This window comes from Streptomyces griseorubiginosus (assembly GCF_001514195.1).
Classification (GTDB): domain Bacteria; phylum Actinomycetota; class Actinomycetes; order Streptomycetales; family Streptomycetaceae; genus Streptomyces; species Streptomyces griseorubiginosus.
The window spans coordinates 761250-784878 of record NZ_KQ948737.1 but is presented as its reverse complement, the minus strand read 5'-3'; the positions used below and the strand labels follow the sequence as shown (position 1 = coordinate 784878).

Genomic DNA, 23629 nt, shown 5'->3' with positions numbered 1-23629 from the left:
TTCGTATGGGTATTCACAAGGGGGGAGCGGCCCCCTCTGGGGGACAGATGACGGCCGCATTCGCATGGCGCCGAATCCCGTTTCCGGGAGCCCCGACTGCCTTGCGGTGCGATGGATCAAAGCACGCCGCCGCTGTGCCCTTCCAATCAACCACCCGTCTCACCAGGGAACTTGAGTCACAGAAGCCTTCATCCGTGCAGAATTGCGCACGCCTTGGTGCCCACTTCTTCACATGTGATGTTGCGGTCCTGTGTACGGGCCCTTGTCGGCCACGAGGCGAATGCGACACTCCTCGCCAATGTCATGAGCGGCGGCGCGCGATTGTGCAGAACTTCCGCCCGCGGTGGTCCGGTTGCGCATTCGATGTGCAGATTCGCTGAAGGGAGGATTCGAGGCGCTCCGCACAACGGACCGCAGTCGCCCGCTCGCTGAGCGTGTCAGCCCATCAGTGCGTAGACCGTGCTCGCCCTTGCCGCGAGGTCACCGGACGCGGAATCCGTCAGCGTGATGTCGGCGAACGCCATGCGGCGGCCCAGCTTGGTGAGGACCGCCGTGATCAGGACATCCGAACCCGTCACCGCCCGTTGGAAGCTCGTGGACTGCTGCACCGTCGTCATCGGCACGAAGGCGCCGCGGGCCGCCGACACCGCGATCACGGTCGCGGTGTCGGCGGCGGCCATCAGCGCCTGGCCACTGAGCCCACCGCCCTCCCGGGCCAGTCTCTGTGACCAGGGAAGTCGCAGAACCGCGCGGTCGTCGCCGAGCGACTCGACCGTCAGGCCGAGATCGAGGACCCACGGGGCGAAATTGTCGGCGAGGACCTTGTCGGCTTCGGCGGGCGTCATCGTCATATGGGGGATTCTTCCCGCCCACAGCCGGCACACAACCCGCGCGGTATCGCCCGTGGCCGAATCGGCATGGCAATCCAGGCGTAAAGAAACGGCATTGAACGCACCGCGCGCACCGCCCGTACCCATGGCCATCCAGGCGTCCCGAACAGAACAACTGCCGTACGGCGGTACAGACTCCGGTCCCCCAGGAGGTCGAGAAGTTTGAGTCACAAGCGAATTCCGAAGCGCAAGGCCGCGTTCGCGGCAGGCACCGTCGTGGCGCTCGGAGCGGCCGCGATTCTGCTGCCCAACGCCAACGCGTCCCAGGACGGCTCGTCCAACGACGCGGCGGCCGTCGCGCCGAAGCCGCTGAAGGCGACGGACGCCTCGGACCTCGCCTCGCAACTCCAGAAGCTGCTGGGCGACGCCTTCGCCGGGTCCTACTACGACGCCGACAGCCGGCAGCTCGTCGTGAACGTCACCGCCGGCAACACCAGTGTCGTCGTCCAGGCGAAGCAGGCCGGCGCCAAGGTCCGCGTGGTCGACAACAGCCTCACCGAGCTGGCGGCCGGCGCGAAGACCCTGAAGGACAGGGCGACCATCCCGGGCACGTCCTGGGCCGTCGACCCCAGGACGAACAAGATCCTGGTCACCGCCGACAGCACGGTCACCGGTGCCAAGTGGAACACCCTCGAGTCGACCGTGAAGAGCCTCGGCTCCGACATGGCCACCATCAAGAAGTCGGCCGGCACCTTCAAGACCTTCGTCTCCGGCGGTGACGCGATCTTCGGCGGCGGTGCCCGCTGCTCGCTCGGCTTCAACGTCACCGCGGGCGACGGCAGCCCCGCCTTCCTGACGGCCGGTCACTGCGGGGTCGCGGCCGAGCAGTGGTCGGACTCCGAGACCGGCCAGCCGATCGCCACCGTCGACCAGGCCACCTTCCCCGGCAACGGCGACTTCGCGCTCGTCAAGTACGACGACCCGGCGACGCAGGCGCCCAGCGAGGTCAACGTCGGCGGCGGCCAGACCGTCGCGATCCAGCAGGCCGCGGACGCCGAGGTCGGCTCCCAGGTCTTCCGGATGGGCTCCACCACCGGACTCGCCGACGGCCAGGTCCTCGCACTCGACGCCACCGTGAACTACCCCGAGGGCACCGTCACCGGCCTCATACAGACGAACGTCTGCGCCGAGCCCGGCGACAGCGGCGGCTCGCTGTTCACCCAGGACGGCTCCGCCATCGGTCTGACCTCCGGCGGCAGCGGCGACTGCACGGTCGGCGGCGAGACCTTCTTCCAGCCGGTGACCACCGCTCTCCAGGCGGTCGGCGCCACGCTCGGCGCCGGTGACGCGGCCGGCGGCGCGGGCGGCGACCAGGCCGGCGGCGGGGACGCCGGGGCCGGTGCCGGCGACGAGGCGGGTGCGGGCCAGGAGGCCGGTGCCGGCGGCGACGCGAGCGCGAGCCCGGGTGACGAGGCCGGCGCGGGCCAGGAAGTCGGCGGCGAGCAGGCCGGCGGTGACGTGATCGGCGGCCAGGACACGGGCAACGGTCAGGACGCCGGCAATGGCCAGGACGCCGGTAACGGTCAGGACGCCGGTAACGGCACCGGCGATGCGGGCCAGTCCCACAACTGATCCCGCCCCACCGTCCCACCGCACCTCACCCCGAACCGGCCGCGTCGGCAGCGGTCCCCCCACACCCACCTGTCCGCTGCCGACGCCGGCCAGTACGAACACCTCCCGGCCACAGCGCGGTTCCCGGCCCGGGAGGTGCGACGGTCCGGCCCTCCGGCGGGAGGGCCGGACCGTCGCGTGATTCCGCGGACGGGACCGCCCCCCCCCGTGGGGTGAGGGCCCGTCAGCCGTCCCGTGGGGTGAGGGTCCTGGTCCGTCAGCCGTCCCGTGCGGTGGTGGTCCGGGGCCGTAAGCCGTCCCATACGTTGAGCGTCCGGATCCGTCAGCCGCCCCGTCGGGCGCGGGCCCGTCAGTCGTCCGCCCGCAGCAACAGCAGCGCCACGTCGTCGCTCCGCTCCCGTGCCGCCGCGCCACGGTGGACCAGTTCGTCGGCGAGTTCGTCGAGCGGACGGTCACCCGTCTCGGCAAGCTGCCCGCCCAGCTCCGCGAGCGCGTCCTCGATGTCGACGCCGGGCGCCTCGATCAGACCGTCGGTGTAGAGGGCGAGGACACAGCCCGGGGTCAGCTCCACATCGGTCGTCGGATAGGCGGCCGCGCCGTCGACCCCCAGCAGGGGCCCACCGGCCAGGTCCAGCACCCGCACCCGGCCGTCCGGCCGCCGGAGCAGCGGCGGCGGATGCCCCGCCCGCGCCATGACCGCCCGCCCCCGTTGCGGATCCAGCCCCAGGTACAGACAGCTGGCGAACAGGTCCGCACCGAGGTCGATGAGCAGCCGGTTGGTGGAGCGCATGACCTCCTCCGGCGTCTGGCCGACGGTCGTGTACGCCCGTACCGCGGTCCGGATCTGCCCCATCAGCCCGGCCGCCGTCACGTTGTGCCCCTGCACGTCCCCGATCACCGCGGCCGCCTTGCCGTGCACCGGCACGAGGTCGTAGAAGTCCCCGCCGATGTCCATGCCCTGGGTCGCCGGCAGATAGCGGGCCGCCGCCTCGATGCCGGGCAGCACGGGCAGGGTGTGCGGCAGCAGGGCCGCCTGGAGGCCGTGCGCCAGCTGGTGCTTGGCGTCGTACAGCACGGCCCGCTCCAGGGCCTGGGCGATCAGCCCGCCCAGACTGGTCAGCACCGCCCGCTCGTCCGCGGGGAAGGGGTGCCGTTCCGCGTAGGCCAGCACACAGGTGCCCACGGGCCGTCCGGAGGCGATCAGCGGCAGATACGCCCAGGCGGCGAACCCGTCGGGGGTGGCCTGCCGCCCCGGGTACAGGCGCTCCAGCTGCTCACGGGAGTCGAAGAACGCGGGCACACCGGTGGTCAGGGCCTGGGTGCCCGGTGTCGGTTCGGTCAGCGGCATCCCGTCGAACCGCTCCACGATCCGCGCGTCGGAGTATCCGCGGTGCCCCAGCACATGCAGCCGCCCGGCCCGGGAGCCGAGCAGGACCAGCGCCTGGCTGCCCACCGCCGGAGCGATCTCGTCCGCCACCAGCTGCACCACGTCCTGCACGCCCACCGCCTCGGTCAGCGCCCCGGCCAGGCTCAGCACCTGCGAGATCGTCACCAGCCGGGCCGGTGAGTCGCCGGGCCGCGGGCCGGACCGGTTCATCTCCGCCACCGCCCTGGCCCGGGTGATCCGCACGCTCAGTCCGGTCGTGCTCGGGTACAGCCGGAACGAGAGCCAGTCCCCTGGCGGCCGCAGCGCCACGAACGACGTGCTGTGCTGACTGAGCAGCGCGGCCCGGTAACGGTCCTCGTAGACCGGGTCGTTGAGCCAGGGCACCGCCGCCCACAGCTGCGAGCCCAGCAGCTGGGAGACCGGCACACCGATCAGCTCGGCCGCCGCCGCGGTGGCGAAGGACACCCGCCCGTGCAGATCGAGCGAGCACAGCCCGTACGGCAACCGGGCCACCATCCGTGCGGCCTCCACCGTGCCCAGCGTCCCGGCCGGGCCGCCGACCGGCGGCACCCCCAGCAGATCCGGTTCGGCGTGCGGCGGCACGCTGTCCTCCACCGCCCGCTCCAGCCGCACCGCGAGCCGCCCGCAGGCCGCGAGCAGATGGTCCCGCTCCCGGTCGGACAGGTCCGGCGGGTGCGCACCGGGCCAGGTCACGAAGACCGCGCCGTACACCTTGGACGGGGTCGCCACCGGCACCGCGGCCAGCGCGAAGGGATACGGCAGCACCACCGCGATCCGGGGGAAGCGGCGGGCCATCTCCTCTTCGCCGCCGACCCACACCAGCCGCCGCTCCCGCGCCGCCTCGGCCACCGGGATCGGCGCGCTCAGCCCCACCCGCTCCCAGGGGGCCGCGAACGCCCGGGGCAGGCCCGCCATCACCGCCATCTCCAGCACCGGTTGGTCGGCGGCCAGCAGATAGACAGCGCCGGAGTGGGCGTGGACCTCGTCCATCATCGACGCGAGCGCCAGGGAGAGCAGGGGGCGTCCCACGCGGGTCCGGGCGCTCGCCGGCGCCGGGGCCGACGTATGTCCGTCGGACACGCCGACCACCTCCTCGCACGGGGCGCGTCCCGAGGGGGCGCGGGCCGCTGTCGCGAGCCGGGCTCCCAAGGATCAAATCTCCCCCCTCCCGGCACGTCCCGCACGGCGAACCGCACGCGTGCGGGCACACGGGTGCCCCTGCGACGGCGAGGAGGCCCGCGTACCCGCTTCCCCTTTGGCCATGCCCCCTCAGTCGAAGCGCGCGACGGCACACGGGCGCCCCGTGTGCGCCCCCGCGCATCCTGATGGCCGATTCCTCGCGCCCGACAGCGGTCCAGGACACGAACAATGGGGCACGCGTTCATGACCACGGAACCGAGCGGGCGAGTCAAAGGGGACGAGCAGTGATCCGGGTGCTTCTGGTGCACGACGCGTGTCTGGAGAGATCGGTACTGGCGGAGTGGCTCCGCCGGGAACCCGACCTCGGGGTGTTCGACACCCCGTGGCACACCGCGCCGGGCCGCCTGCGATCCGTGCGTCCGGACGTCTGCGCGGCCGACCTCGAATGCTCGGACGCGTACGGCATCCCGCCCCTGGGGGAGTTATCCATGCGCGAGCCGGACAGGAGTCCGCCGCGCTTACTGGTGATGGCCAGCGCCAACCGTCCCGGTCTGCTCAAGCGGGCCGTCGAGGCGGGGGCACTCGGATACGTGGACAAGGAGGGGGCCGCGCCGGAGCGATTGGTGCGGGGGATCCGCCGGGTCGCCGAGGGGAAACGTTTCGTCGATGACTCGCTCGGCTTCGGGTTCCTCCAGGCCGCGGAGATGCCGCTGACCCGGCGGGAGCTGAGCGTGTTGTCCCTCGCGGCCGAGGGGGCCTCCATCGCGGAGATCGCGGGAAGCCTGCACCTGTCCCACGGGACCGTGCGCAACTACATGGCCGCGATCACCCGCAAGACCGGGGCCCGCAACCGCATCGACGCGATCCGGATCTCGCAGGGCCAGGGCTGGCTCTGACCCGCTCACGGGTGAGCCGTGCTGATGCGGTACGGCCGGCCGCCCACGAGTTCGCGGTACGCCGGAGACTCGCGCACCAGCTCGTCGTGCGTGCCGTACGCCGTACGCGGGCCGTCCATCAGCAGCACGTGCCCGGCGCGGCGGGCCGAGCTGATGCGGTGGGCGACGACGACCAGCGTCGTCCCCGGCCGCTCGGCGAAGGCCCGCTCGGCGCGCTCCTCGGTCCCCGGGTCGAGGTGGCAGGTCGCCTCGTCGAGCAGGACCAGGGGGGCGGGTGACAGATAGGCCCTGGCCAGCGCGACGAGCTGCCGCTCACCCGCGGAAAGGGCGGCCGGGTCCACGCTCGCCCCCGGCCCGCCGAGCGTTTGCATCAGCGGGGCCAGCCCGACCGCCTCGGCGGCCGCGAGGAGCTCGGGCTCGGGCACCGGCCCCTCTCGGAGGTGGGTGAGGTTCTCGGCGAGGGTGCCGGTGTGGACGTACGCCTCCTGCGGGATCAGCACCCGCCGGGCGGCGGCACTGGCGGAGGGCACGCAATGCCCGAGCAGCCGGATCCGCCCACCCGTGGGCCGCAGCAGCCCGGCGACGAGAGCGGTGAGCGTGGACTTCCCGATCCCGCTGGGCCCTACGACGGCCAGGTGGGCCCCTGGCGCGAGGGTGAGGTCGAGCCCGTCGACGACGGGGGTGGCGGTGGGGCCGTAGGCGAAGGTGAGGGAGGTGAGCTCCAGGGCGGGTGTTCCGGTGGACGACGGCGGGGAGGCGGAGGCGCGTGCCGGGGCCGCCGCGGCGGGTGCGGTCCAGGAGTCGCGCTCGGCCGCCCGAGCCGCGGGGTGCGGGCGCCGGCCTCCCTCACCCGCCCACCGCTCGTCGGGACCCAGCACACCGGTCTCCGTTTCGACGCGGGGCGGGTTCACCGGGGACATGGGCGGAGAGGTGGAGCCGGCGGACCGGGTGCTCGAGGCGTGCTCGGGGTGGCGGCCCGGCTCGGCGGCGTACGGGTTCGCCGTCGCGGTGGCGGGCGGGTTCTGTAGCGGTCCGGCGTCGTCGATGTGCGGGGGGTCGTGGTCGGCCGCGTTCCGGACCGGGGCGGGGTGCTCCGGGTGGTGGGGGTCCGGGTCCGGTCCGTCCTCCGGTGTCGGCTCGCGGATCAGGCGGCGCAGTACCACCACGAGCCTCGACCCGCTCGTGCCCAGGCCGTGGACCAGGTTGTGCAGGGCGGGGAGGAGGGACTGGGTGACGTAGGCGAGCGCGCCGACCAGGGCGCCCGTGGTGACGCCCCGGGACAGGAGCCAGGGGGCGCAGACCAGCAGGAGCACGATCGGGAGCTGGCCGCCGAGGGTGAGGGAGGCCACGCGCAGGACGGACCAGCGGGCGAGGGAGTACGCGGCCCGCTGTTCCGCCTCGACGAGCCGCCCGGTGTCCTCGGCGACCCGCTCCTCGGCGCCCGACGCCGTGATGTCCCGCAGGCCCGGACAGACCCTCCCGAGACCGTCGGCCAGTGCCTCGTCGGCGACCAGGAAGTCCTCCTGGCGGCGGGCCAGCGGCCGCAGGGTGGCCGCGAACAGGCCCAGTCCGGCGGCCAGCGGCGGGCCGACCACCAGCAGGAGCAGCGGGTCCAGCGAGGCCAGTCCGACGACCGCCCCGACCGCGGTGAACACGAACGAGCGCGACACCATCACCAGCCCCGCGAAGGTGTCCCGGGCGATCTCCACCTGCTGGGTGAGCCCGGACAGCGCTCCCGGGTCCGCCTCCCGCACCCCGCGCCCGACGACCCGCCCGACCAGCGCGTCCCGCAGCGGCTCGACCAACGCGGCGACGGCGGCGTACACCCGCACCGTCCCGAACGCCCCGACCAGCACGCCGAGCCCGGCCACCCCGAGCCACCCGAGCCCCACGGCGGTCCGTCCGGCCAGGAACCCCTCGTCGAGCGCGCGGGCGGGCGCGTACCCGGTGAGGAAGGTCTGCGCGGTCTCCAGCACCGACCATCCGCCGAGCCGCACCAGAACCCGCCACCGCGCCCGCAGGTACCGCAGCCCGCGGGCGGGGACACCGTCGCTCACCGCCGCACCCCTCGCCGTGGTCATGTCGGCCCCCTGTTCGAGGCGTCCCTGTCGGCCGCCTCCCCGCCCTCCCCGAACACCGCCCGGTACTCCGCCGTCCGCCACAGCTCCGCGTGCGGCCCCACCGCCCGCACCCGCCCCCCGTCCAGCCAGGCGACCGCGTCCGCGCGGGCCGCCGTGGCGGCGCGGTGGGCGACCAGGAGCCGGGTGCCGTGCGTGCCGTCGCCCACCAGGGCCTCGGCGATGCGGGCCTCGGTCACCGTGTCGAGGCTGGAGAGGGCGTCGTCGAGCACGAGCAGGCGGCCGCCGTGGGCGAACGCCCGGGCGAGGCCGAGCCGTTGGGACTCCCCGCCGGAGCGCGGGGCGTCGGCGACGAGGGTGTCGTAACCGTGCGGCAGGCGGCGGACGAAGTCGTCCGCACGGGCCGTGCGGGCCGCCCGGCGGACCCGGGCGGGGGAGGGGGAGGGCAGGCCGAGCCCGATCTCCTCCTCCAGGGTGCCGCCGAGCAGGGCGGGCCGCTCGAAGGCGTAGCCGATCGCACCGCGCACCTCGTCGTGGGTGAGCTCGCGCAGCGGCACCCCGTCGAGCAGGACCTCGCCGGAGTCCGGGTCGGCGAGCCGCCCGGCGACCGCGGCGAGCAGCGACTTGCCCGCCCCGGACCGGCCCACCACGGCGAGGGTGGTGCCGCCGGGCACGACGAGGTCGACGCCGTCGAGCACGGCCCGTCCGCCGCGCAGGGCGGTGACGCCCCGCAGTTCCAGCCGTCCCGGGCCGGGCGGCAGCCTGCGGGTGCCGTAGCCGACGGGCGGCTCGGCGAGGACCTCGTCCAGGCGGCCGGTCGCGGCCCGTGCCCGGGCGAGACCCGCGAGCTGTCCCACCAGGACGCCGACGCCGGTCGCGAGGAGGGCGTACCGGGAGGCGGCGAGGACCTCGCCCACGGTGACCCGGTGCCGGGCGAGCAGGACGCCGGCGACGGCCACGACGCCGAGCTGGAGCAGCGGGGCGATGGCCACGGACTGCCCCGCAGCCCGGCCCTGCACCCGCCACATGCGGTGACCGGCCGCGGACAGCTCGGGCAGCGGGCGCAGGACGCGCGCGGTCTCGCGGTCCTCCGTCCCGGCGGCCCGGATCGTGCGGTGGCCGCCGACGGCCTCCGACAGCGCCTGTGCGATCCGCCCCTGCACCTCCTGGTAGCGCGTCACGCACTCCCGGGTATCCCGGGCGAAGGCGCGCAGCAGCAGGGCGAGGACCGGTGCTCCGGCCAGGAACACGGCCGCGAGCCAGGGGGAGATGAGCCCGAGGGCCACCACGGCGCCGACCGGTCCGGCGAGTGCGGCCAGCAGCGCGGCGCGCGCGGCCGGTGCCGTGCCGGCCTGGGCCGCGTTGCCGACGAGACGCGCGACGAGGTCCCCGGGCCCGAAGCGGGCTGTGGCGCGCGGGCCGACGGCCAGGACATGGCCGGTGAGACGGCGGCGCAGCCAGGAGGTGGTGCGGGCGGTGACGGTGCCGCCGAGGACGGTCTCCGCCGCGTCGAGCAGGGCGAGCAGCAGGACGAGGGCGGCGCAGGACAGCACCCAGCGGGTCGCCGGTTCCCGGGCGAGCAGCAGGTCGAGGGTGCGGCCGAGTGCGGTGGGCAGCAGCAGAGAGGCGCCGGTGGAGGCCGTGCTCAGCAGGCACAGGGCCAGCCAGCGGGCGGGTGCCGGACCCAGGCGGCCGTGCGGGGCGGGGCTGCTGTGCGGGGACGGGCGGTTGTGCGGGGCCGGGGGCGCGGTGCTGGTCGTCATGCGGCGGCCTTCCCGAGGTGGGCAGGACCCCGAGCGGCCCCTCCCTCGTGGGAGTGACCGCCCGGAGTCACGGGCGCACGGTGTCTGTCAGAGACAGAGCGTGACGCTCGCGGCGCTGACGCAGGACAGCAGGCTCAGCGTGCTGTTGCCGCCGCCGCCGGTGTGCTCGTCGGACTCCATCGTCTGCAGGTCGAGAAGTGCCATCTCGGTTTCCTTTCCTCGGTGTCGTCCACCCGTGGGGACGGGGTTGGGTCACGGCTCCGTCAGGTCGCGGAACCGCGTATCGGGGGCCGCCCGAGCGGCGGCAGGAACGGCAGGTGTGCGGTGGTGGGAGCGCCGGGCGCCGCGGGGTCCTGTCGGCTCCCTCGGACCTCTTGGACCGCTTGGACCTCTTGGACCGCTTGGACCTCTTGGGCCGCTTGGACCGCTTGGACCTCTTGGGCCGCGCCGAGCGCGAGCAGGCACCCTGCCGTTCCGGTGCCCAGGTCCATCGACAGACGCATCATCTGGTGGCCGGGGAAGGCCAGTTGGCCCTGGTAGTCCATGGCGAGCCAGCCGAGACCGTCGATCTGTTCGGCGAGCCGCTCCCGGCCCGCGCCCGGCGTGTCCGTGCGCGCGAGGTGCAGGATCATCCCGGCGCGGCCCTGGAAGAGACCGGGCTGCACGTAGAAGCGGCTGGTGGCGGCGGTCAGGATGCCGGCCCGCGCCCGCTCGAACTCCCCCTCGGTGTCGGCGCCGTGGGCGAGGAAGTCGTCCAGCACCATTCCGATGCCCGCGCTCCCCTCCCCGAGGTAGGGCAGCGTCCGCCAGCCCTCGTCGACCTCCAGCGAGCCGCCCGGATGCGTCACACAGCACTCCAGGTCCCTGCGCAGCGCCACCTCGGCCGCCCGGAGCAGCAGCGGCTCACCGGTGCGTTCGTACTGCCGCAGCAGGAACAGCGCGGGCCCGGTCCAGCCCCGCAGCAGCCCCGCCCGGCGCTTCCTGGGCGAGTCCGGCAGGGGCTGCGTGAGCCGCCGTACGAGCACGTCGGCCGCCTCGGTCGCACGGTCCCGCAGCTCCGACTCGCCCGTGGTGTCGGCGAGTTCACCGAGGACCAGGCCGAGGCCCGCGAGGCCGCCGTGCAGGTCGGCGGAGAGGTTCTGCCAGCGTTCCGCGAGGATCCGCCCGACCAGATCGAGGGCGCGCTGCCGGTGGCCGAGCCGGTCCAGGACGTGGGCCACGCCCGCGAGGCCGTCGTAGAGACCGAGCGGGGTGCCCGTGGGCGGGGGTGCGGTGCGCTCCAGGAGCCAGCGCTCGCCCTCCTCGTACCGCTCGGCGCCGATCGCCTCCAGCGTGTACAGCACGCCGGCCGCGCCGTGCGCGAGTCCGAGGCCGCCGCCGTCGTTGAACTGGGTGATGTCGCCGGGGAAGAGCCGGTCCGTGCGCTCGGGGGTCGCCGAGGCGAGGATCGCCTTGACCATGGAGTCGCGGCTGTGGGGCCAGTCGCCCGGCTCGACGAAGGTCGGCGCGGCCAGGGAGGTTCCGGCGCTCGCGGGGGCCTGGGGAGCGATGTCCCGGGTGATCTCCGCGACCGCCTCGTCGAGGAACTCCTTGGGCACGTCCGGGAACTGACGCAGGATCACCTCGGCCAGGTGGGCCGCCTTCCCCCGGTCCACCACGAAGAGCGTGGTGACCGGCAGGAACAGGGCGATCCTGAGACAGGCCAGCGCGTAGCGGTCGACGTCCACGCCCTTGCGGTCCGGCGGGGCGAAGAAGCCGGGGTGGGCGACGACCTGGCGGCCGTTCTCCTCGACCGGCGCCGCCGCCTCGAAGTCAAGCAGGGACACCGACTCCTCGTCGGGGCCGACCATGATGTTGAAGACGTGCAGGTCGTTGAAGACGATCCCGCGGGCGTGCACCGCCGCCACGGCCCGCTCCACCGCCCCGTGGATGCGCACCGCCCACGCCGTGTAGTCGGCGACGGCCTTCGGGTCGGGGTCCGGACCGAGCAGCGGATGCCGCTCGGCGAAGAACGAGTTGAGAGGTCGACCCTCCAGGAAGTCCATGACGAGGAAGCGGTGGTCGCCGAGGGTGAACCAGTCCCGCACCTCGGGCACCACGCCGGTGCCCGCGACCCGCTCCAGGGCGTCCTTCTCCCGCTCCAGCCGGGCGATCGCGTCCGCCCCGTCCGCGGCGAGCCCGGCGTGCGGCCGGCCCTCCTTGAGGACGACCTTGCGGCCGTCGCGGGTGTCGGTGCCGGTGTAGACCCCGCCGCCGTTGGAGAAGTGCAGCGCCTTCTCGATCCGGTACGGCAGCTCGCCGACCGTCGTGGTGTTGCGGGCCTCCAGATGCGGCGCGAGGAAGTCCGGGAGCGTCACCCAGTCCGGCACCTGGAAGGACGGCTCTCGCCGGTCCGGCACCAGAGTGCCCTCGCCGTTGCGCACCGCCGGCACCAGTGAGCCCCGCTCGTCGACGACGAAGGTCCGCGCGAACGCGCCGTAGCGGACGTAGAGCGGGCCCTCGTACCAGCGCAGGTCGGTGAGGATGTAAGGGCCCTCGAAGCCCTCCAGGAGCTTGCCGAGCTCGCGGAGCACCTCGTGCAGCTGCTCCTCGTCGGCCGGGTAGATCGTCACGAACTTGCCGCTGGTGTCGCGGGCCGCGTACTTGGTGTTGCGCAGGTGCAGCAGGTGGGGGGCCGGGACGAACTTGAACGAGATGCGCCGGGGCACGCAGTAGTCCCACACGATCGCGGCGATCCGGTCGGCGTTCTCCCGGGTGGCCGAGGCGTGGATCTTCCAGCCCTGCGAGGGGCCGGGCGCCGGCCTTCCGTCCGGACCGAGCGGCGTCAGCGTCAGCCAGTCACCGATCCGTGCCGCGTCCCAGCCGTCGGGCACCGCCCGGCGCGCCGTCTCGTAGCCGGGCGCCCTGCCCGCCGCTCCCGCCTCGCCCGCCGAGATCCGGTCGGGCGTCTCGTAGAAGTGTCTGTCGGCGAGCGCGTACACCTCGTAGCGCTTGTCCATGTGTCCCCCTCCTTGGCCCACCGCAGAGCTTTCCAGCGCGGCGGTGGCCACGGACAGTCACGGCTGTCACGAGATCGCCGTGCGGAACGCACGGGTTTGGAAGTGTCAGGAGGGGTACCGGCGCGACCCCCGCCGGATGCCCCTCGGAACGCCCACAGGGGCTGCGCACGTGCCGTATTAGCGCTGTAATGGCGAAGTGGTGAGTGAGGGCGCTGCGGGACGCGGAGCGAGAACGCTGCGTGCCGAGAACGCCCTGGCCACCCTCACGCACAGTCCCGGAGCGCCCGAACGCCTGCACCGTGTCCTCGAACAGGCGCTGGTCTTCGCCGGGGCGTCCTTCGCCGCCGCGTACACGCCCGGCGACGACCCGGACCTGTTGTTCCTCGTGGAGTCGGCCGGCGTCCCCCGGACGGTCTACGGGCTGCGCGACAGTTACGACGGCTCCGGCGGCTCACCGCTCGCCGAGGCGCACCGCTCGGGGCGGCCCGTCTTCCTCGGCCCCGAAGAACTCGCCGCGGGCGCCGAGTCCGGCGCAGTTCAGCCGCGGGACGTCCACCTGGCCGTGCTGCCCGCGCACGGCAGCGACGGCCGGGCCTGTCTGCTCGCCGTCAGCGAGGCCCCGCGCGGCTTCGGCGACGAGGACCGCAAGTGCCTCGAACTCATCGCCGACGCGATGGTCTGCCCGCCCCCCGCCGCGGCCCCCGAGGGCGCCGAACCGCTCGCCGACGCGTTCAGCCTCGCCATGGACACCGGCCACATCGAGGTCGGCGACGAGATCCTGGACCTCTTCGGCATGGACCGGGCCGACTTCGACGGCAAGGTCGAGACCCTGCTCGGGCGCACGGTCCCCGAGGACCTGCCGTCCCTGATGTCCCTGTTCGAGGCCGGTCACATGTCCCTCGGCGACCGCGAGCTGGAGTTCCGGGTCCTCCAGCCCTCGGGCCCGCCCAGGTGGCTGAGGCTGCGCGGCCGCATGCTGCCGGGCGGCGAGGGCCGGCCCGCCCTGCTCGTGGGCACCGTCGCCGACGCCTCCACCCTGCGCTCCGACGTCACCGACGTGGCCCGGGTCCAGCGGCTGGCCGCCGCCCTCTCCACCGCCGGCACCGTCCGCGACGTCAGCCAGGCCGTCGTCTCCGCCCTGCGGGCCCCGCTCAGGGCCGACCGCATCGCCCTCGCCGAGCTGGAGAACGACCGGCTCGTCGTCACCGTCCTCGACCCGCCCGAGGCGGAGTCCTGGCCCGAGCTGTGGCGCCTGGAGTGGCGCGGCGAGTGGCCCGAGGCGCCCGTACGGGCCATGCCCACCCTGGCCGGCGCCCTGCGCGAGGGCCGCGCCCAGATCTGGCCGGCCGGCACCGTCCTCGAACCCGCCCTCGCCGACGTCGGGCCCGGCGGCCTCGCCGTGCTGCCGCTGCCCGCCGCAGGCCGCATGGCGGGCGCCTGCCTCATCGGCTGGGACACCCCCCACCACTTCGGCCCCGACGAGCGCGCCCTGCTGACCGCCTCCGCGGGCCTCGCCGGACAGGCCCTGATGCGCGCCCACGCCCTGGACGCCGAGCACGAACTCGTCGGCATGCTCCAGCGCCAGCTGCTGCCCCGCAGGCTGCCGGAGCTGCCCGGCGCGACCGCCGTCGCGCGCTATCTGCCCAGCACCGCCGGTCTTGAGCTGGGCGGCGACTGGTACGACGTGATCCCGCTGCCGGACAACCACGTCGCCCTGGTCATCGGCGACGTCCAGGGGCACAGCGCGGCCGCCGCCACCCTCATGGGCCAGATGCGCACCGCCCTGCGCGCCTACGCCGTCGAGGGCCACCCGCCCGACGTCGTCGTCGCCCACGCCAACCGGCTCCTCATGGACCTGGAGACCGACCTCTTCGCCACCTGCACCTACGTCGACCTCGACATGGAGGAGGGCACCGCCTGGTGCGTCCGCGCCGGCCACCTCCCGCCGGTCCTGCGCCACCCCGACGCGAGCACCGACATCGCGGAGTCCGACGGCGGCCCCCCGCTGGGCGTGATCGCCCAGGCCGACTTCCCGATGACCCCGCTGCGGCTGCGGCCCGGCACCCTGGTCGCCCTGACCACCGACGGACTCGTGGAGTCCACCGAGGCCGACATCGACGAGGGCATGGAACGCCTCGCCCGCGGACTGTCCCTCGCCGACCCCGCCGACCTCGGCCTGGTCGCCGACGCCCTGCTGGGCGGAGCCCGCCGCAGCGACGACGTCGCCCTGCTCCTGCTGCGCTACGACGGCATGGCCACCCACCCGCTGCGCGACGGCTGGACGGTGTGGCGCGTCCCCCAGGCCGCCGGGCACGCCCGCCGCTTCACCCGGCGCGTCCTGCGTGGCTGGGGCGTGCGCGGCGAGCCCCTGGAGACCGCCCTGCTGGTCGTCTCCGAACTCGTCACCAACGCTCTCGTGCACACCGACGGCCGGGTCCGCCTCGACCTGACCCTGGTCGGCCACCGGCTGCGGATCTCCGTCACCGACGCCTCGCCCCGCACCCCCGCCAAGCCCACCAGCATCGGCTGGGAGGCCACCGGGGGCCGTGGCCTCCTCCTCGTCGAGACCGTCTCCGCGAACTGGGGCACGCTCCCCGTCAGCGGCGGCAAGCAGGTGTGGAGCGAGATCGCGGTGGACTCCTGAGGAGGGGTACCCGGGGCCCACCAACCCGCGAGCAGAGGGGTACGTCATGACCCAGCACGTCAGCGACATCATGACCAGCGCGCCGGTCACCGTGGAACCGCAGACCTCCGTGACCGCCGTCGCCCGGATCATGCGCGACCAGGACCTCGGCGCCGTCCTCGTCACCGACGGCGACGAACTGCGCGGACTGGTCACCGACCGCGACCTCGTCGTGCGGTCCCTCGCCGACGGCGGCGACCCGGAACAGGTCACCGTGGCCGGCGCGTGCAGCGCGGACCTGGTGACCGTGGCTCCCGAGGACGACCTGGACCACGCCATCGAGCTCATGCGCGAACACGCCGTACGCCGGATCCCGGTCGTCGAGGGCGGCCACCCCGTCGGCATCGTCGCCCTCGGCGACGCGGCCATGGAACGCGACCCGGAGTCGGCCCTGGGCGACATCAGTGTGGCCCGCCCCAACACCTGAGCCGGGAAGGAGAGTTCGACCGGCCGTCAAGCGGCCGGGTGGCCGCTCACCGGTGAACGGGTGTGCGGCACCGGTGCCCTGACGGCCGGACCGGACCCGTTTGACACGGCCGGCACCGGGGACCCGGAGGAGCAGCATGGAAGGACGGTGAACCGCCGTGACCCCGCAGACCGCACAGAAATCCGTCGTACGCCGGCCCGAGACGGGCTGGTCCAGGGCCCGCCGCCTGCACGGCAAGGGAGACCTGCGGACGTGCCTGCCCGCGGTCGAGGAGCAGGGCGGACCCACCACCGCGCACACCGCGGAGGACAACATCGTCCGTGGCGAGGACTGAGCGCTCCCCGAGCCCTCCTCGCCCCCGTCACCGACGCTCCACCATCACGTCACCCCCTGACACGGCCGGTCCCTCCGGATGCGGGCTAGGGTGACGCAGATGAAGGCTCTCGTGCTGGCCGACGGAGCCGGCACCCGGTCACGGCCGTGCATGCTCCCGTCGGCCACCTCATCGCGTGCTCTCCCGCGCCTGATCGACGGGCGTGCTCTCCCGCGCCTGATCGACGGCAAGGTGCGGACCGCGTCATGAGTTCCTCCACCCGGAGGTTCACCTTCCGGCTTCCCGTCCTTACCAAGCCCTTTCCCTCGGGATCGCGCTCCTCGCCGCGAAGTCCTGTCATGGGAAGCTCACAGCAGGTATGTTCCACGGAACCGGTCTTGGCCGGGGCAGCCGGGCCCGCACCTCGCCCCGCCGCCGGCGCCCTCGGGTGCGGCCGGAGGACGGGGGCCGCGCCGGACTCGCACCGGGACCGGCGGTCCGCCCTGCACGAAGCACTGCCACACATCCGCAAGGAGATTTCCCAGTGAAACGTCACGAGTTCCTGCGGGGGCTCCACAAAGCCAGCGCGAACCGCAACTACCTGGAGATCGGCGTCAACGACGGCCGCAGCCTGACGTTCTCCCGGGTACCGAGCATCGCGATCGACCCGGCGTTCAAGGTGGTCTCCGAGATCCGCTGCGACGTCCACCTGGCGAAGGCCACCAGCGACGACTTCTTCGCGCGCGAGAACCCGCTCCAGCACCTCAAGGGCGGCCGCCACCCGCTGCGGAACATCATCCGCAACCGCAGCCCGTTCGGGTACTGGAAGGACGTCACGCTCGACCTGGCGTTCATCGACGGCATGCACCTGTTCGAGTTCGCGCTGCGCGACTTCATCAACGTGGAGAAGTACGCGGACTGGGCCAGCGTGATCGTCTTCGACGACATGCTGCCGCGCAACGTGGACGAGGCGGCCCGCGACCGCCACACCAACGCGTGGACGGGCGACGTCTACAAGGTGATCGAGGTCCTGAACCGCTACCGGCCCGACCTGGTGACGGTCCTGGTCGACACCGAGCCCACCGGCCAGCTCGTGGTGTTCGGCGCGGACCCGACCAACACCGTCCTCAAGGACAAGTACGACGAGATCATCGCGGAGTACGTGGTCCCCGACCCGCAGAAGGTGCCCGAGACGGTCCTGGAGCGGACCTCGGCGATCAAGCCGGAGGCGCTGATCGAGGCGCCCTTCTGGAAGGCGCTGGTCAACGCCCGCAACCGGGGCAGCAAGCGGGACCGCAGCTGGGAGCACCTGCGCACGAGCCTCACGCAGCTCAACAACGCGGGCTGACCACTGCACCCATGGCATGAGCAAGGGGAGGACGCTTCCGGCGTCCTCCCCTCACTGCTGTGCTGTGCCCTTGCCGCTACTTGCGCCGGGCCCTGATCCGGGCCAGCACCTTCCGGGCGAGCGGCCTGGCCCTGCGGACCAGTCGCTGTCCGACACCGGGCCGGGGCGGACGTACGGCGGTGACCTGGACCCGGCCATCCTTCACCCGCAGGGCGAACGGCAGGGGGTGGAAGCGCGGCTCCGGGGCGTCGGGCGCCGGGCTCAGCGCCACCTGCCAGGGCGTCTCCCCGAGGTCGCCGAGCGGCAGCACGGCCTCCAGCAGGGCGGCGGAGTCCTGGGGGCGCAGCGTGCCGGGCACCTGCCTGGGCGAGGTGCCGGAGCCCCCGGTCAGCTTCAGCAGGACGGGCGTGTCACCGGGCACGTGGAACGGCACCGGCACCTCGACCCGGTCGCCGGAGACGGTCACCTCGCCGGGCGTCAGACGGCCGAGCTCCAGGCGCTTGCCCGCGGTGTCGACGTCCAGGGCGAGCGTGCCCTGCTTCGCGGTCCAGTACGGCAGCACCACCCGGCCGCCGGCGACCCCGGCCTCCGCCGCGGTACGGCCCTTGAGCGCGACCGGACCCAGCCGGCTCTGCTTGGTCCAGCCGCCGAGCTTGACGCGCACGAACACGTCGTACAGCCCGGCGTCCAGCGGACCGCCGTCGGCGGCGGTGGCCGGGTCCACGGTCGTGGTGCCCCGCAGCACGAGCCGCACCCGGTCGTCCCCGTCCACCGGGACGGTCTCCCGGGTGAACTCCACCGGCTGGAAGAACTGCGCGGAGCTGGTGCGTTCGGTCAGCAGCACTTCGACGGTGGCGCGGCCGAAGCCGGCGACGCTGTGGGCACCGACCCAGTCCACCGCCTCCCGCACGGAGGCCGGCGGCCCGGCCAGCGGCTTCTTGCTGCCCTTCGCGGGGAACGTCATCGGCGTGCCGTCCGACGCGAGCTCGGCGGACAGTCCGATCCGCAGCACCCCGCCGTCCCACTCGACACCGTCCGGGGTGGTCGTCGCGGTGACGGACACCTCCCACTCGGCGAACGCGACCAGGTCGTCGAGCCGGCCGTCGGCGATCAGCGCCGCGACGACCTGCTGGGTGGGCTGGAGACCCGCCGCGACACCCGGACCGAAGCGCTCGACGACGACGGAGCGGATCTCCTTGAAGAGCTCCTGACGGTAGTCCTCGGGGGCGGAGAGCAGCCGCTTGCCGCGCATCCGCTCGACCATCTCGTTCCGCAGCCAGCGCCGGAAGAGCCGGTCGCGGGTCTTCCCCGGCTCGGTGTACTTCTCGACGACGTCGAGCGCCTCGCGCAGGTTGGCGAAGTAGCCCACCGGGTCGAAGCGCTGGAAGCCCGCGTTGGAGGCGTCGTCGCGCTTGAGGTGGTAGTAGCAGACGTAGTCGCTGAGCACGGAGACGTTGTCCGCGCGCAGATACGCCTCCGTGACGAAGACGTGGTCCTCCAGCCGGCGCCGCCCCTCCGGGAAGCGCAGCCCGATCCGGTCGAGGAAGGCCCGCCGGAACATCTTGTGGGGCGTGAGACTGTCGATCAGCGGGGCGTTGTCGACCGTGGCGCGCGGGTGGTTGCGGCGGAACAGCTCCACCGGCACGCCCCGGCCCTTGCCGGCCATCTTGCCCACGACCACGTCGGCGCCGTTGGCGACCGCGTAGTCGTACATCCGCTCCAGGGCCTCGTCGCCGAGGTAGTCGTCGTTGTCGACGAACATGACGAACTCGCCCTCGGAGGCGGCGATCCCGACGTTGCGAGGCTTGCCCGACCAGCCCGAGGCCTCCTGGTGGATGACCTTGATGTTCTCGACCTCGGCGGCCACCGCGTCCAGCCGGGCCGGCGTGTCGTCGGTCGAACCGTCGTCGACGAAGATCGCCTCGAACTCGTCCGGGGGCAGGGACTGCCTGCGCAGCGAGGCGATGCAGTCCTCGATGTAGGCCCCCGGGTTGTAGACGGGGATGACGACGCTGACCTTGACCGGCATCGGTGTCCGGACTCCTTGAGTGGCTTGTGGCTTGCGTCACGGATCGACGCGTTGTGCGCCGATGTTAACGCCGCCTGGGCAAGTGCCGGGGCAGAGGGCTGCCTTGACCGGCAGGACATCCGGCATGAGTGAAGATGACAGACGGGCGTCGCCGGTTCCGCGACATCGACATGGATGTCGGGGCCGGCACCGGCGCGTCCTGCACAGGGCGCCCGTCTACGCTGACCCCGTGCGCCTGCTGCTGATGTCCGACACCCACCTCCCCAAGCGTGCCAAGCAGCTCCCCGACCCGCTGCTCGACGAACTCCCGCGCGCCGACGTCGTGTTCCACGCCGGGGACTGGGTCGACACGGCCACCCTCGACCTGCTGGAGAGCCGCAGCGCCCGGCTCGTCGCCGTGTACGGCAACAACGACGGGCCTGAGCTGCGCGCGCGGCTGCCCGAGGTGGCGTACGCCGAACTCGGCGGCCTGCGCTTCGCCGTCGTCCACGAGACCGGCGCCGCCCAGGGCCGCGAGGCCCGCTGCGCCGCGCGCTTTCCCGGCACCGACGTCCTGGTCTTCGGCCACAGCCACATCCCCTGGGACACCGTCGCCCCGGGCGGACTGCGACTCCTCAACCCCGGCTCGCCCACCGACCGCCGCCGTCAGCCGCACTGCACCTACATGACCGCGACCGTGAGCGACGCCAACCTCACGGACGTACGCCTGCACCGGCTGCCGCCCCGCCCTGCCGCGCGCTGAGCCCGCGGGCCCGGTGCGGGCTTCGGACCGCTCGGCTGGTTCGGCGCGGACCCCCGGACGGGCCTCACACGCCCCGCTTCCCGGGCGGGTGGATCGCTCCCGCCGTCGCCGTCAGCGGGACTCCGCTGCCGCCCCAGCGCAGCGCGACGATCTCGGCGGCCACCGACACCGCGACCTCCTCCGGTGTCCGGGCCCCGAGGTCCAGGCCGACCGGCGAGCGCAGCCGGGACAGCTCGGCCCCGGTCAGTCCCGACTCGGTCAGCCGCTTCATCCGGTCGTCGTGCGTACGGCGGCTGCCCATCGCCCCGATGTACGCCGCCGGCCGACGCAGCGCCTCCTCCAGCAGCGGTACGTCGAACTTCGGGTCGTGGGTCAGGACGCAGATGACCGTGCGCTCGTCGGTGCCGGTGCCGCGCAGATAGCGGTGCGGCCAGTCCACGACGACCTCGACGCCCTCCGGGAAGCGCTTCGGCGTGGCGAAGACCGGGCGGGCGTCGCACACGGTGACCCGGTAGCCGAGGAAGGCGCCGATCCGGGCGACGGAGGCCGCGTAGTCGATCGCGCCGAAGACAAGCATGCGCGGCGGCGGGGCGAAGGAGTGCAGGAAGACGCCGACCGAATCCTCGCGCCGCTCGCCGTGCGGGCCGTACCGCCTCGTGCCCGTCGCGCCCTGGGCCAGTTCGCCGCGCGCGTCGGCCGTGACCGCCGCGTCCAGGCCGGTGGCGCCCAGGGTCCCCGCGACCCGGTCCGGCCACACCGCGAGTGTGGCGCCGAGCGGTGCGGGGCCCTCGGCCACGGTCGCCAGGGTCACCGGGCGGTCCTCCGTGACGGCCTGCGCGACCTCGCCGAACACGGGATCTAGGGCGGCCGTCACGGGCCGTACCAGCAGGGTGATCTCCCCGCCGCAGGTCAGCCCCACCGCGAACGCGTCCTCGTCGCTGTACCCGAAGGTCGCGAGGCGGGCCGCGCCGCTCGCCACGACCTCCTGGGCCAGTTCGAAGACGGCCCCCTCGACGCAGCCGCCGGACACACTGCCGACGACCTCGTCGCCCGGGCCCACGGCCATGGCCGCGCCGGGGTCACGCGGCGCGCTGCGACTGGTCGAGACGACGGTGGCCAGCCCGAACGGCAGCCCTGCCCGGTACCAGCCGGCCAGCACCGGCAGGATGTCACGCATCGTCGGCTCCTCTCACCACCACCGCCCCACACTGCCACGGCGGCTCACCGACCCCGGGTACCCCCGCGCCGCGACGCGTCGAGCGTTAATCCGTTGCCGTCGTCCGCGTGCACCTGCTGGACTCTCCCTGTACTCGTCGTACTCGTCGTCGCACGATCCAGGAGCCGCAATGCGCACTGCGTCCATGTCCCCCCAGGAAGGAACGACCCCTCTCTCCAAGGACATGACGCCTCGTGCACCTGCTCAACCTCGGGATCCTCGCCCACGTCGACGCCGGTAAGACCAGCCTGACCGAGCGGCTGCTGCACTCGGCCGGAGTCATCGACGAGATCGGCAGCGTCGACGCCGGAAGTACCCGCACCGACACCCTCGCGCTGGAGCGCCGGCGCGGCATCACCATCAAGTCCGCCGTCGTCTCCTTCACCGTCGGCGACGTCACCGTCAACCTCATCGACACCCCCGGCCACCCGGACTTCATCGCCGAGGTGGAGCGCGTCCTCGGCGTGCTGGACGGGGCGGTCCTGGTCGTCTCGGCCGTCGAGGGCGTCCAGGCGCAGACCCGGGTCCTGATGCGGACCCTCCAGCGGCTGCGCATCCCGACCCTCGTCTTCGTCAACAAGATCGACCGACGGGGCGCCCGCTACGACGGCCTCCTGCGCTCCCTCGCCCAGCGGCTCACCCCGGCGATCGTGCCGATGGGAACCGTCGCCGGACTCGGCACGCGCCAGGCCCGCTTCAGCCCGGGGACCGGCCCCTTGGACGTCCTCGCGGACCACGACGACGACCTGCTGTCCGCCTACGTCGAGGAGCGGGTCGACGAAGGACTGCTGCGCCGGGCCCTCGTCGAGCAGACCCGGCGGTCCCTGGTGCACCCGGTGTACTTCGGATCCGCGGCCACCGGCGCGGGCGTTCCCGAACTGGTCTCCGGCATCCGGGAGTTGCTGCCCCCGGCCGACGCGGATCCCGAAGGGCCCGTCTCCGGCACGGTGTTCAAGGTCGAGCGGGGACCGGCGGGGGAGAAGATCGCCTACACACGGATGTTCTCGGGGACGCTCGGCACGCGCGACCGCGTCCCGTTCGGCGAGGCCCGCGCGGAGGGCCTCGTCACCGCGATCAGTGTCTTCGACGGCGGTTCCGAGACCCGCCGGGACACGGTCCCCGCGGGCCGGATCGCCCGGCTGTGGGGCCTGTCCGGCGTGCGCATCGGCGACACCCTCGGCGAACCCCGCAAGACGCACGGCCGCTTCTTCGCCCCGCCCACCCTCGAAACGGTCGTCGAGCCGGGCCCGGGCACCGACACCAGGTCCCTCCACCTTGCCCTCACCCACCTCGCCGAGCAGGACCCATTGATCGGCCTGCGGCACGACGAGAGCCGCCAGGAGACCTCCGTCTCGCTCTACGGCGAGGTGCAGAAGGAGGTCCTCCAGGCCACCCTCGCCGAGGAGTTCGGGCTCGACGTCACCTTCCGCGAGACCACCCCGCTGTGCGTGGAGCGGCTGGTCGGCACCGGCTCGGCGGTCCGCTTCAACAAGCAGGGCGGCAACCCGTTCCTCGCCACCGTCGGCCTGCGCGTCGAACCCGCCCCGGTCGGTTCCGGGGTGGAGTTCCGGCTGGAGGTGGAGCTGGGCGCCATGCCGTACGCCTTCTTCCGGGCCGTCGAGGACACCGTGCGCGAGACGCTCGGGGAGGGGCTGTACGGCTGGCCCGTCCCGGACTGCGCGGTCACCATGACCCACTCCGGGTACTCGCCCCGCCAGAGCCACGCGCACCAGGGCTTCAACAAGGCCATGTCCAGCACCGGCGCCGACTTCCGGGGCGTCACCCCGGTGGTCCTCGCCGAGGCGCTGCGCCGGGCGGGCACCCGTGTCCACGAACCCCTGCACCGGTTCCGCCTGGAGGCTCCGGCCGACACCCTGGGCGCCCTGCTGCCGGTGCTGGCCGCGCTGCGGGCCGTACCGGAGAACACCGTGGTCCGTGAGGAGACCTGCCGGGTGGAGGGTGTGGTTCCGGCAGCGCGGCTGCACGAGCTGGAGCAGCGGCTGCCCGGACTCACCCGCGGCGAGGGCGAGATGGAGAGTGCCTTCGGGCACTATGCGGCGGTCACGCAGGGGCCGGTCCCGTATCGGGCGACCCCTACCCGAAAAAGCTGAAACTTACTCATCAG

At 73.5% G+C, this 23629-nt stretch carries 16 protein-coding genes; 8 read left to right on the top strand and 8 right to left on the bottom strand.

Annotation, left to right across the window (positions count from 1 at the left end):
- Positions 1 to 437: 437 nt before the first annotated feature.
- Entirely contained in the window at positions 438 to 851 is a 414-nt protein-coding gene (locus tag AQJ54_RS21845) for a PaaI family thioesterase (protein WP_062020327.1), read from the bottom strand.
- Between the two features lie 201 nt (positions 852 to 1052).
- On the opposite strand from AQJ54_RS21845, the gene AQJ54_RS21840 reads away from it, so the two are divergent.
- Positions 1053 to 2462 carry a S1 family peptidase gene (locus AQJ54_RS21840; protein WP_062239917.1) on the top strand — a complete coding sequence of 470 codons (1410 nt, stop codon included), beginning with the start codon at positions 1053 to 1055 and terminating at the stop codon, positions 2460 to 2462.
- A gap of 349 nt (positions 2463 to 2811) precedes the next feature.
- Here the strand turns inward: AQJ54_RS21840 and AQJ54_RS21835 are convergent, their stop codons facing one another.
- Positions 2812 to 4959: a SpoIIE family protein phosphatase gene (locus AQJ54_RS21835; RefSeq protein ID WP_062239915.1), complete on the bottom strand. Its 2148-nt coding sequence runs from the start codon at positions 4957 to 4959 to the stop codon at positions 2812 to 2814.
- A gap of 335 nt (positions 4960 to 5294) precedes the next feature.
- On the opposite strand from AQJ54_RS21835, the gene AQJ54_RS21830 reads away from it, so the two are divergent.
- Complete coding sequence (locus tag AQJ54_RS21830) at positions 5295 to 5906, top strand: response regulator transcription factor (protein ID WP_062020321.1); 612 nt, start codon at positions 5295 to 5297, stop codon at positions 5904 to 5906.
- A gap of 5 nt (positions 5907 to 5911) precedes the next feature.
- Here AQJ54_RS21830 and AQJ54_RS43755 read toward each other — a convergent pair whose 3' ends face one another.
- From AQJ54_RS43755 to lanKC, 4 genes are all read right to left on the bottom strand, one after another.
- Positions 5912 to 7987: an ATP-binding cassette domain-containing protein gene (locus tag AQJ54_RS43755; protein ID WP_248845405.1), complete on the bottom strand. Its 2076-nt coding sequence runs from the start codon at positions 7985 to 7987 to the stop codon at positions 5912 to 5914.
- A complete protein-coding gene (locus AQJ54_RS21820; protein WP_062239912.1) occupies positions 7984 to 9747 on the bottom strand; it encodes an ABC transporter ATP-binding protein in 1764 nt (587 codons plus the stop codon). The genes AQJ54_RS43755 and AQJ54_RS21820 overlap by 4 nt, the downstream gene beginning before the upstream one ends.
- Positions 9748 to 9834: 87 nt before the next feature.
- Complete coding sequence (locus tag AQJ54_RS21815; protein ID WP_020117173.1) at positions 9835 to 9951, bottom strand: SapB/AmfS family lanthipeptide; 117 nt, start codon at positions 9949 to 9951, stop codon at positions 9835 to 9837.
- Between the two features lie 59 nt (positions 9952 to 10010).
- A complete protein-coding gene (gene lanKC / locus AQJ54_RS21810) occupies positions 10011 to 12746 on the bottom strand; it encodes a class III lanthionine synthetase LanKC (RefSeq protein ID WP_062239909.1) in 2736 nt (911 codons plus the stop codon).
- A 196-nt stretch (positions 12747 to 12942) separates the two neighbouring features.
- On the opposite strand from lanKC, the gene AQJ54_RS21805 reads away from it, so the two are divergent.
- The 4 genes from AQJ54_RS21805 (at position 12943) to AQJ54_RS21795 (ending at position 17517) form a co-directional block, all read left to right on the top strand.
- Positions 12943 to 15390 carry a SpoIIE family protein phosphatase gene (locus AQJ54_RS21805; protein WP_062239907.1) on the top strand — a complete coding sequence of 816 codons (2448 nt, stop codon included), beginning with the start codon at positions 12943 to 12945 and terminating at the stop codon, positions 15388 to 15390.
- A 46-nt stretch (positions 15391 to 15436) separates the two neighbouring features.
- Positions 15437 to 15856: a CBS domain-containing protein gene (locus AQJ54_RS21800; protein WP_062020314.1), complete on the top strand. Its 420-nt coding sequence runs from the start codon at positions 15437 to 15439 to the stop codon at positions 15854 to 15856.
- 157 nt (positions 15857 to 16013) lie between these two features.
- Positions 16014 to 16190: a hypothetical protein gene (locus tag AQJ54_RS46160; protein ID WP_165938931.1), complete on the top strand. Its 177-nt coding sequence runs from the start codon at positions 16014 to 16016 to the stop codon at positions 16188 to 16190.
- 523 nt (positions 16191 to 16713) lie between these two features.
- Positions 16714 to 17517, top strand: coding sequence for a class I SAM-dependent methyltransferase (locus AQJ54_RS21795; RefSeq protein ID WP_062020311.1), 804 nt, complete (start codon positions 16714 to 16716; stop codon positions 17515 to 17517).
- Between the two features lie 76 nt (positions 17518 to 17593).
- Here AQJ54_RS21795 and AQJ54_RS21790 read toward each other — a convergent pair whose 3' ends face one another.
- Positions 17594 to 19546 carry a glycosyltransferase family 2 protein gene (locus tag AQJ54_RS21790; RefSeq protein WP_062239905.1) on the bottom strand — a complete coding sequence of 651 codons (1953 nt, stop codon included), beginning with the start codon at positions 19544 to 19546 and terminating at the stop codon, positions 17594 to 17596.
- A gap of 229 nt (positions 19547 to 19775) precedes the next feature.
- Between AQJ54_RS21790 and AQJ54_RS21785 the strand changes: the two genes are divergently transcribed.
- Complete coding sequence (locus tag AQJ54_RS21785; protein ID WP_062239902.1) at positions 19776 to 20288, top strand: metallophosphoesterase family protein; 513 nt, start codon at positions 19776 to 19778, stop codon at positions 20286 to 20288.
- Positions 20289 to 20352: 64 nt separating this feature from the next.
- Here AQJ54_RS21785 and AQJ54_RS21780 read toward each other — a convergent pair whose 3' ends face one another.
- Positions 20353 to 21465 (bottom strand): XdhC family protein, encoded by a 1113-nt coding sequence (locus AQJ54_RS21780; protein WP_062239898.1) that lies wholly within the window; start codon positions 21463 to 21465, stop codon positions 20353 to 20355.
- Between the two features lie 233 nt (positions 21466 to 21698).
- Between AQJ54_RS21780 and AQJ54_RS21775 the strand changes: the two genes are divergently transcribed.
- On the top strand, positions 21699 to 23615 hold the full coding sequence (locus AQJ54_RS21775) for an elongation factor G (protein WP_062239896.1): 1917 nt from the start codon (positions 21699 to 21701) through the stop codon (positions 23613 to 23615).
- The last annotated feature ends 14 nt before the right edge of the window (positions 23616 to 23629 follow it).

Coding starts and splice junctions, on each gene's coding strand:
- AQJ54_RS21845 (WP_062020327.1), bottom strand. CDS start 851: ATGACGATGACGCCCGCCGAAGCCGACAAGGTCCTCGCCGACAATTTC.
- AQJ54_RS43755 (WP_248845405.1), bottom strand. CDS start 7,987: ATGACCACGGCGAGGGGTGCGGCGGTGAGCGACGGTGTCCCCGCCCGC.
- AQJ54_RS21820 (WP_062239912.1), bottom strand. CDS start 9,747: ATGACGACCAGCACCGCGCCCCCGGCCCCGCACAACCGCCCGTCCCCG.
- AQJ54_RS21815 (WP_020117173.1), bottom strand. CDS start 9,951: ATGGCACTTCTCGACCTGCAGACGATGGAGTCCGACGAGCACACCGGC.
- lanKC (WP_062239909.1), bottom strand. CDS start 12,746: ATGGACAAGCGCTACGAGGTGTACGCGCTCGCCGACAGACACTTCTAC.
- AQJ54_RS21800 (WP_062020314.1), top strand. CDS start 15,437: ATGACCCAGCACGTCAGCGACATCATGACCAGCGCGCCGGTCACCGTG.
- AQJ54_RS21790 (WP_062239905.1), bottom strand. CDS start 19,546: ATGCCGGTCAAGGTCAGCGTCGTCATCCCCGTCTACAACCCGGGGGCC.
- AQJ54_RS21780 (WP_062239898.1), bottom strand. CDS start 21,465: ATGCGTGACATCCTGCCGGTGCTGGCCGGCTGGTACCGGGCAGGGCTG.